The 7,938-nt window shown below is 69.8% G+C and carries 10 protein-coding genes; 5 read left to right on the top strand and 5 right to left on the bottom strand.

From position 1 onward, the window contains the following. Positions 1-288: 288 nt before the first annotated feature. Entirely contained in the window at positions 289-1,548 is a 1,260-nt protein-coding gene (locus tag Vqi01_RS03590; protein WP_204032942.1) for an APC family permease, read from the bottom strand. Positions 1,549-1,602: 54 nt separating this feature from the next. Between Vqi01_RS03590 and Vqi01_RS03585 the strand changes: the two genes are divergently transcribed. The 3 genes from Vqi01_RS03585 (at position 1,603) to Vqi01_RS03575 (ending at position 3,458) form a co-directional block, all read left to right on the top strand. After that, a complete protein-coding gene (locus Vqi01_RS03585; RefSeq protein WP_204032941.1) occupies positions 1,603-2,376 on the top strand; it encodes an arsenate reductase/protein-tyrosine-phosphatase family protein in 774 nt (257 codons plus the stop codon). A 13-nt stretch (positions 2,377-2,389) separates the two neighbouring features. Beyond that, positions 2,390-2,779, top strand: a complete 390-nt coding sequence (locus tag Vqi01_RS03580; protein WP_204032940.1) for a VOC family protein — start codon at positions 2,390-2,392, stop codon at positions 2,777-2,779. A gap of 100 nt (positions 2,780-2,879) precedes the next feature. Continuing rightward, a complete protein-coding gene (locus Vqi01_RS03575; protein WP_204032939.1) occupies positions 2,880-3,458 on the top strand; it encodes a dihydrofolate reductase family protein in 579 nt (192 codons plus the stop codon). On the opposite strand, the gene Vqi01_RS03570 is transcribed toward Vqi01_RS03575, so the two are convergent. Together Vqi01_RS03570 and Vqi01_RS03565 are read right to left on the bottom strand one after the other, a co-directional pair. Then, complete coding sequence (locus tag Vqi01_RS03570) at positions 3,440-4,150, bottom strand: helix-turn-helix domain-containing protein (RefSeq protein WP_204032937.1); 711 nt, start codon at positions 4,148-4,150, stop codon at positions 3,440-3,442. The genes Vqi01_RS03575 and Vqi01_RS03570 overlap by 19 nt on opposite strands. After that, positions 4,147-4,521 carry an ArsR/SmtB family transcription factor gene (locus Vqi01_RS03565; protein WP_204032936.1) on the bottom strand — a complete coding sequence of 125 codons (375 nt, stop codon included), beginning with the start codon at positions 4,519-4,521 and terminating at the stop codon, positions 4,147-4,149. The genes Vqi01_RS03570 and Vqi01_RS03565 overlap by 4 nt, the downstream gene beginning before the upstream one ends. Positions 4,522-4,640: 119 nt before the next feature. Between Vqi01_RS03565 and Vqi01_RS03560 the strand changes: the two genes are divergently transcribed. Then, positions 4,641-5,114, top strand: coding sequence for an ArsI/CadI family heavy metal resistance metalloenzyme (locus Vqi01_RS03560; RefSeq protein WP_204032934.1), 474 nt, complete (start codon positions 4,641-4,643; stop codon positions 5,112-5,114). A gap of 58 nt (positions 5,115-5,172) precedes the next feature. Here the strand turns inward: Vqi01_RS03560 and lepB are convergent, their stop codons facing one another. Next, complete coding sequence (lepB, locus tag Vqi01_RS03555; RefSeq protein WP_204032932.1) at positions 5,173-5,790, bottom strand: signal peptidase I; 618 nt, start codon at positions 5,788-5,790, stop codon at positions 5,173-5,175. 284 nt (positions 5,791-6,074) lie between these two features. Here lepB and Vqi01_RS03550 point away from each other — a divergent pair, with 284 nt between their 5' ends. Beyond that, positions 6,075-6,872, top strand: coding sequence for an alpha/beta fold hydrolase (locus tag Vqi01_RS03550; protein ID WP_204032931.1), 798 nt, complete (start codon positions 6,075-6,077; stop codon positions 6,870-6,872). Between the two features lie 85 nt (positions 6,873-6,957). On the opposite strand, the gene Vqi01_RS03545 is transcribed toward Vqi01_RS03550, so the two are convergent. After that, positions 6,958-7,896, bottom strand: a complete 939-nt coding sequence (locus Vqi01_RS03545; protein WP_204032929.1) for a phosphotransferase — start codon at positions 7,894-7,896, stop codon at positions 6,958-6,960. Positions 7,897-7,938 lie beyond the last annotated feature (42 nt).

Raw genomic sequence — 7,938 nt, 5'->3', positions numbered from 1 at the left:
CCCCTACTGCCGGACTCACTCAGTACCGGTCGATACCGCGACAGTGTCTTCTACAGCGTCATCGACTCCGAATGGCCCACCCGTCCGCGACAAGCTGATCGCCGTCATCCAGTAACCCGGCGTACCGTGAAGCCCACCACCGGGACCCGCGTAGGCGCCGCCACCAGGGCCGGCAATGCTCGTCCGCGTCGGCCCGCCTCATCGCGTTGCCTCGCCGCGAACTGAACCTGCCGTGCCGCGCCCACCAGTACGAACGACGGCCTGGAGATCAGTTCTCCGGGCGGTGACTCACCGTGTGGTGATCAGGCGGCGGATGCCGTAGGCGGCAGCGCCGGCAGCCAGGACCGCGGCGCCGGAGACCACTGAGGAGATCGGCAGGGCGAAGGCGAGCGTCAGGCAGCCGGCCAGCCCGACGATGGGGATGATCCGGGGTGGGGGGTTCTCCGCCCGCGTGAGGGTCCAGGCCGAGGCGTTCGCGATGGCGTAGTACGCGAGGACGCCGAAGGAGGAGAAGCCGATGGCCGACTGTAGGTCAGTGGTCAGCGCCAACACCGCGACCACGGCTCCGACCAGCAGTTCGGCACGGTGGGGCACCTTGAACCGAGGGTGCACGGCCGCCAAGGCGTGGGGCAGGTGCCGGTCGCGGGCCATGGCCAGGGCGGTGCGCGACACGCCGAGGACGAGCGCCAGCAGAGAGCCCAGCGCGGCCATGGCGGCACCGGCGCGTACCAGCGGCGCAAGCCATTGCACGCCTGCGGCGTCGACGGCGTCGGACAGTGGTGCCGCCGCGGCCGCCAGCTGTTGTGGCCCGAGCACCAGCAGCGCCGCGACGGCCACGATGCCGTAGACGCCAAGGGTGATGCCCAGCGCCAGCGGGATGGCGCGAGGAATCGTGCGGGCCGGGTCACGAACCTCCTCGCCGAGCGTGGCGATGCGCGCGTACCCGGCGAAGGCGAAGAACAACAGGCCCGCCGCTTGCAGGATTCCGACGATGCTCGCGTCCGCGCCGGCATTCAGCCGAGTGATGTCCGTTTCGCCCAGGCCGAGGGTAGCGATCACCACCACGGCCAGCACCGCCAGGACAGTTGCGACGATCACCCGCGTCAGCAGGGCGGATTTCTCGATACCGACGTAGTTCACCGCTGTCAACGCCACCACGGCGGCCACCGCCACCGCATGCGCCCGGTCGGGCCAGACGTAGAGGCCGACGGTGAGCGCGATCGCCGCACAGGAGGCGATCTTGCCGACCACGAACCCCCAGCCCGCCAGATAGCCCCAGAAGTCCCCGAGCCGTTGCCGGCCGTAGACGTAGGTGCCACCCGAAGCCGGATAACGCGCGGCCAACCGTGCGGACGATGTGGCGTTGCAGTACGCGACCACCGCCGCGAGTGCGAGGCCGACCAGGAGGCCGGGACCGGCCGCCCGCGCTGCCGGAGCCAGAGCGGAGAAGATGCCCGCGCCGATCATCGCCCCGAGCCCGATCACCACCGCATCGGACATCCCCAGCCGCCGCCGCAGTTCTTCGTGATGGGGCTGCGACTCGGACATCACCGACCACCTATCAGAGTATTCAATCAAATTGGTTTGATGTATTCTGCGATCATGGCGTCGTCGAGTCAAATCCCCCCGGCGTTCGTACGCTTGGCCGCCCATCCGCTGCGGTGGCGGCTGCTGACCGAGCTCGCGGAGAGCGACTACCGGGTCCGGGAGCTCGTGACACGGGTGGGTGAGCCGCAGAGCCTGCTCTCCTACCACCTGCGGCTACTCCGAGACGGTGGACTGGTCACCGCCACCCGCAGCAGCTTCGACGGCCGCGACACCTACTACCACCTGGACCTGGACCGCTGCGCGGACGCACTGGCCGATGCCGGAGCCGCACTGCACCCGGCGCTGCGCAGGGGGCCGGCACCATGTGCACCTCCCGTTGACCCAGGGCGATCCCCTCGCGTCCGCGTGCTGTTCGTGTGCACGGGCAACAGTGCTCGTTCGCCGATCGCTGAGGCCCTGCTACGCCACCGCACCGGCGGCCGGGCCGAGTCGGTCAGCGCTGGCAGCCGCCCCAAGCCCCGCCTTCATCCCAACGCCGTCCGGGTCCTCCACGACGATTTCGGCATCGACATCGCCGGCCAACGCCCCCGGCACTTCGAGACGGTGGCCGGTCGCCGCTTCGACTACGTGATCAGCCTGTGCGACAGGGCCCGCGAGGTCGTTCCTGACTTCCCGGAGCATCCCCGGCGCGCGCACTGGAGCATTCCCGACCCCGCCGCTGCCGGCGACACCGACCAGGCCAGCTACCCCGCCTTCCACCACGCCGCAGCCGACATCGACACCCGCATCAGGCACCTGCTGCCCGTCCTCAGCGCCAACCGCTCATGAAGGAGACTCAGCCGTGACCGCATCCGAGCAGTACGCCAGCGTTCGCTATCTCGTTGATGACGTCCAAGCCGCCGTCGACTTCTACACCGCCCATCTCGGCTTCACCCTGAACACCAGCGCCGCGCCCGCCTTCGCCGACGTGGTACGCGGCCCGCTGCGACTGCTGCTGTCCGGGCCGGCCAGCTCCGGTGCTCGTGCCACCCCCACCGATGCCACCACCGTCGGCCGTAACAGAATCCACCTGACCGTCGACGACCTCGACGCCGAAATCCACCGACTGCGCGCCGCCGGGCTAGCATTCCGCAGCGGCCTGATCACCGGCCCTGGTGGGCGCCAAATCCTGCTCACCGATCCCGCCGGCAACCTCATCGAACTGTTCCAACCCGCCCACCGGCCTCAGTGAGTGCCGAGCTGAGAGCCGCTGTCGTTTTCGTCCAAGACTGCCGCCGTGGCCCTGATCTAGCGTGAACCCAACAGCCTGTCCGAGCACGAGGAGACAGCAGATGCGTAACCTGGTCTACACCGGTTTCATGTCGCTCGACGGTGTCGTGGACTCGCCCGGCGGCGGTCCGCAGGAGGAGCACCGCAGCGGCGGGTGGGTGTTCAAGGACCTTGAGTTCGTCCCGGAAGCCTGGTCGCTCAAGGGCGAGGAGCTCGCCGACACGACGGCCCTGATGTTCGGCCGCCGCAGCTACGAAGCGTTCGCGCCGGTCTGGCCCGGTTCGGAGGACCATGCCGCCTACAAGGAGTTGCCCAAGTACGTGGTGTCGACCACGCTGTCTGAGGACGCCCTCGTCGACGGGTGGGGGCCGACGACGATCCTGCGCTCGACCGAGGACGTCGCCGCCCTCAAGGAGGGCGAGGGCGGCGCGATTTTCATCCACGGGAGCGCGGAGCTGGCCCGACGGCTGTCGGATGCGGGCCTGATCGACCAGTACAACCTGCTCGTCTTTCCCGTGCTGCTCGGTGCCGGAAAGAGCCTGTTCGGTCGGGCTGACCGGGACAAGCACCTGCTGACGCTGCGGGAGTCGGAGAGCTACTCGAACGGGATCCTGAAGCTGATCTACGACGTCAAGCGCTGATCCAGGTCGAGGGCGATCGCGCCGCCGACGCCCTCGCGCAACTGCCTGACGGTGCGTCCGACGTAGCAGCGCAGCGCCCGGGCCAGGTGCGGCTCGTCGAAGTAGTCGAGCTTGGCGACGACGTCGGCGGCCGGTTCGCCGGCAGCCAGCAGCTCCGCTGCCGTGCGGGCCCGCTCGATCTGCCGGACCGCGCCCTGCGTGAGTCCGGTCGCGGCACGGAACCGGCGTTCGACGGTACGCCCCGAGACGTCCGGTCGGTGACCCCGCAGCACCTCGGTGACGAGCGGGTCACGGACCACGGTTCCGGCCCGGACGAGACTGTCGACCAGGGCTTCGGCGTCGTCGGGGCCGGGTGTCTCCCAGCGCGCGTCGTCCAGCCGGAACGTCCGACGCGTGGTGTCGGGAAGCCTGATGCCGCCGTCGACCAGCACCGGCGTGGGCACGGCCCGTAACGAGGTGCCCACGGCGAACTCGATGCCGGTAAAGGTCGCGCCTTCCGGCACCGGCACCGTGTCGGTCCGGGTCTCGGGGCCGGTGATGCCCGCGTACGCCCGGCCAGCCTGCTCCCAGAACACCAGGCCCCAATGCACCCCCGCGACGGACGTCATCGCAGTGACCTGCTCGCTCGTGCATGTCCACACGGTGTCGACCCACGGCGAGTCGGACCGACGCACCTCGAACCGCAGCCTCACCGGGTGCCGCCAACGGTCGGGGCAGCGGAGATCTCCAGGAGCGCGCCGAGGTGCTGGAACGCCTCGGGCTTCACCCTGTACCACACCCAGGTGCCGCGGCGCTCCGAGTGGACCAGGCCAGCCTCGCGCAACACCTTGAGGTGGTGGGAGATGGTCGGCCCGGACAGGTCGAACGCCGGGGTCAGGTCACAGACGCAGATCTCCGCCACCGACGCGATCATCGACATCAGCCGCAGCCGCACCGGGTCACCGAGGGCTTTGAACATCGGTGCGACCGCCGCCGCCTGATCGGCGTCCATCGGGCGGACGGCGATCGGGGAGCAGCAGGCGACCGCGTTGGAGCTCACCACCGGCGGCTCTTGTTTCGACATTTCTCTAGGTTGACAGATGTCAAAACAGGGTGCAACAGTGGGGTCGCTGCTTCGAAAGCCATCTAGGCAAGGGCGTCGAGGCTCACCAACCACATCCGTCGAACCGCCCGGAGGAGATCATGTCTCGCGTCCAACTCGCCCTGCGCGTGTCCGACCTCGAAGGCTCCGTCGCCTTCTACTCGAAGCTGTTCGGCGTCGAGCCGGCCAAGCGTCGCCCCGGGTACGCGAACTTCGCCGTCGAGAACCCACCGCTGAAACTCGTGCTCATCGAGGGTGACGCCGACCAGCCCACTGTGCTGGACCACCTGGGCGTGGAGGTGTTCAGCACCGACGACGTCGACGCCGCCACCAAGCGCCTCACCGAATCCGGCCTCATCACCCTGGAGGAGAACGACACCGAGTGCTGCTACGCCCTCCAGGACAAGGTCTGGGTGCGCGGCCCCGGCAACGAGCCCTGGGAGGTCTACACCGTCAAGGCCGACGCCGACACCCTCACCAAGACGGCTGAGGGCGCGTGCCGCTGCGGTGAACCGAACGACGCCGGGCAGGAGAAGGAACCGGCGGCCAGCGGAACCGCAGCACGCTGCTGCTGAACGCGGAAGTGCGCGCCGGGCGGCAGTGAGCGGATCGTCCGACGAAGACCGGCGGGTGTCACGGCACCTGGTCGAAGGTTTCCGGCACGGTCAGCCAGGTGGTGTGGCGCAACGGCCAGAACAGTACGAAGGCTCGCCCGACCACGGAGTCCAGCGGGATCGTGGCTGCCTCGATGTTCTGGCCGTGGCTGTTGTAGTTGGCCAGCGAGTCGCCGGAGGCCTCCCGGTGGTCGCCCATCACCCACAGCCGTCCTCTCGGGACCGTGATGTCGAACTTCTCCGGGGCCATCTTGTTGCCCGGGTACACATACGGTTCGTCCAGTGGGTGGCTGTTGACCTGGATCCGGCCCTGCGGGTCGCAGCAGACGACGCGGTCGCCGGGCACTCCGATCACCCGCTTGATGAGGTCATCTCCGTCCGGGAGGCTCGGCCAGCTCTCGGGATTCTTGAAGACGATGATCTCGCCCCGTTCGGGTGCCCGGAGGCCGTAGACGAGCTTGTTGACCAGGACCCGGTCGTCGCGCTCCAAGGTGTGCTCCATCGACCCGGAGGGGATGAAGAAGCTCTGCACCACGAACTGCCGCACCAGGATCGCCACGACGATGGCCACGGTCAGCAGGATCGGCAGCTCCCGCCAGAACGAACCCTTGCTGCTCTTGGTCTGCTCGTCAGTCACGCGCACAAGCTACCCAACGATGCTGAGTGTTCATCGATAGAAGACCTCCTCGGCCATCGTGACGCCGCCGCGAACATGGGCACACGCCCCAGCATGCGCAAGCGCATATCCGGGGAACACACATGCGGATCAGGGGGTCGGGTTCGTCAGCGGGTTCCGGCGCCGCTCGGCCATGCCGGCCCCTTCCACGTCAACAGCAAGATCGTTCGATCCGCCCAGGACAGGCAGGCCGGGGCCAGCCAGCACCGGGGTGGACGGGCGGGCGGCTCGGACGGGAGGGGAAGGTGGGCTACGCGGAGGTCAACGGTGTCCGGCTGTGGTACGAGACGCACGGTTCGGGACGGCCGCTGGTGCTGCTGCACGGCGGGTTCGGCGCCGTCGAGACGTTCGCCGCGATCCGGCCCGCGCTCGCCGAGCGGCGGCGGGTGATCGGCGTCGACCTGCAGGGCCATGGGCGCACCGCGGACGTCGACCGGCCGTTGCGGTACGAGTCGATGGCCGACGACATCGCCGCGCTGATCGCCAACCTCGGTCTGGCCGAGGCCGACGTGTTGGGCTTCTCCCTCGGCGCCGGGGTGGCCCTGCGGCTGGCGATCCAGCACCGGGAACTGCTCCGCAGGCTGGTGGTGGTCTCCGCGCCGTGCCGCCGGCAGGGCTGGTTTCCCGAGGTGCTCGCCGGGATGCCGGAGCCCGACGAGGCGGCCGGTGAGCGGATGCGAGGCATCCCGTCGCATCAGCTCTACCAGCGCCTCGCGCCCCGCCCACAGGACTGGCCGAGGCTCTGGGCCAAGACCGGCGAGCTGCTGCGCCGCGAGTACGACTGGTCGCGGGAGGTGGCCGCGATGACCACCTCCACCATGCTGGTCTACGCCGACGCCGACTCGGTGCGCCCGGCGCACATGGTGGAGTTCTTCGGCCTGCTGGGCGGCGGGCACCGGGATGCCGGCTGGGACGGCCGGGACCGCCCCGCCGCCCGGCTCGCCGTGCTGCCCGGCCTGACCCACTACGACATCGTCGACTCGCCGGCCCTCCCCGCAGCGGTCCTACCCTTCCTGACCCACTCCTCCACCCCACCCACCTGACAATCTCGCAGGTCAGCGGCACTTTGAAGATCAACCACTGCGGCTGACCCCATGACCGCCGGAGTGGGATGGGCGCGGGCGGGGGTCAGAGGGGCAGGCGTTCGGCCAGCCAATTGAGCACCGCCTCGGACTGGGCTCGCTGGAATGCCCGGACGGTGGGGATGCCCGGCGGCGATGGCCGGCGGGCCCGATCAGTGAAGAAGCCGGCCAGACCGGCGTAGAGACCGGTGATCGCGTCCGGGTCGGCGTCCGCGATGACCGGCAACCGGCGCAGCAGGGCCTCGGTGTCGTGTCCGCCATGCAGGCGTACGTCCACCAGCAGCATCGCGGTGTCCAGCCAGGCAGGCCCACGGGACGCCCACGGCCAGTCGACCACGGTGACCCGGCCGGCCGCGTCGACCAGCAGGTTGTCGGCGCGGACGTCGACGTGGCAGAGGGTGTCGCCGGCCAGCGCGGCGAGGCCGTGCTCCGCCGCCGCGACGAGATCGTCCAGGTGCGCCCGGGCCCACGGATGCAGGTCGCGCGGCGGATCCTCGGCGATCCGACGCCAGCCGGCGAAATCCCCGGCCAGGTGCTCGGCGATGGTCGGTACGTCCGGCACCGGTGCGGGGGTCAGCGCCGCGGCCATCGACTCCAGCGCCGCCAGCACGGCGGCCAACTCGTCGGCCTGCCACGGGGTGGCCGGGTGTCGCCCGTCGACATCGGTGAGCACCAGGGCCACCCAGTAACCGTCGTCGTGGCAGCCGAGCAGCCGAGGAGTCGGTGCGTACGCCGGCAGCGCGGCGGTGATGCGTGCCTCGGCGCGATGCATCACCGGGGTGTCCGGGTTCTGCGCCGGGCTGGCCGCCTTGACGAAGGCCCGCCGGCCACCGGCGGTGCGGACCCGGTCGGCGGTGCCGGGGGAGTAGCCGCCCGGCTGCGACACGGCCGCCACCACCCGGTCTCCGAGGATCTTCTCGACGGCGGACCGGACATCCCGGGGCAGTTGCCACCAGCGGAGACGATTCTTCGTACCCACCTGCACACCGTCAACGGTGCCGACACCGGTGGCCCACGGCAACCGATT

The organism is Micromonospora qiuiae, assembly GCF_016863555.1.
GTDB lineage: Bacteria > Actinomycetota > Actinomycetes > Mycobacteriales > Micromonosporaceae > Micromonospora > Micromonospora qiuiae.
Note: the sequence above shows the minus strand (reverse complement) of the source record. Positions and strands in the feature narration are given on the sequence as shown.

Excerpts from the sequence above, each read along its gene's own strand:
- Vqi01_RS03575 (WP_204032939.1), top strand. The coding sequence starts at position 2,880 with ATGCGTAACCTGGTCTACACCGGTTTCATGTCGCTCGACGGTGTCGTG.
- Vqi01_RS03565 (WP_204032936.1), bottom strand. The coding sequence starts at position 4,521 with ATGTCGAAACAAGAGCCGCCGGTGGTGAGCTCCAACGCGGTCGCCTGC.
- Vqi01_RS03560 (WP_204032934.1), top strand. The coding sequence starts at position 4,641 with ATGTCTCGCGTCCAACTCGCCCTGCGCGTGTCCGACCTCGAAGGCTCC.
- Vqi01_RS03590 (WP_204032942.1), bottom strand. The coding sequence starts at position 1,548 with ATGTCCGAGTCGCAGCCCCATCACGAAGAACTGCGGCGGCGGCTGGGG.
- Vqi01_RS03585 (WP_204032941.1), top strand. The coding sequence starts at position 1,603 with ATGGCGTCGTCGAGTCAAATCCCCCCGGCGTTCGTACGCTTGGCCGCC.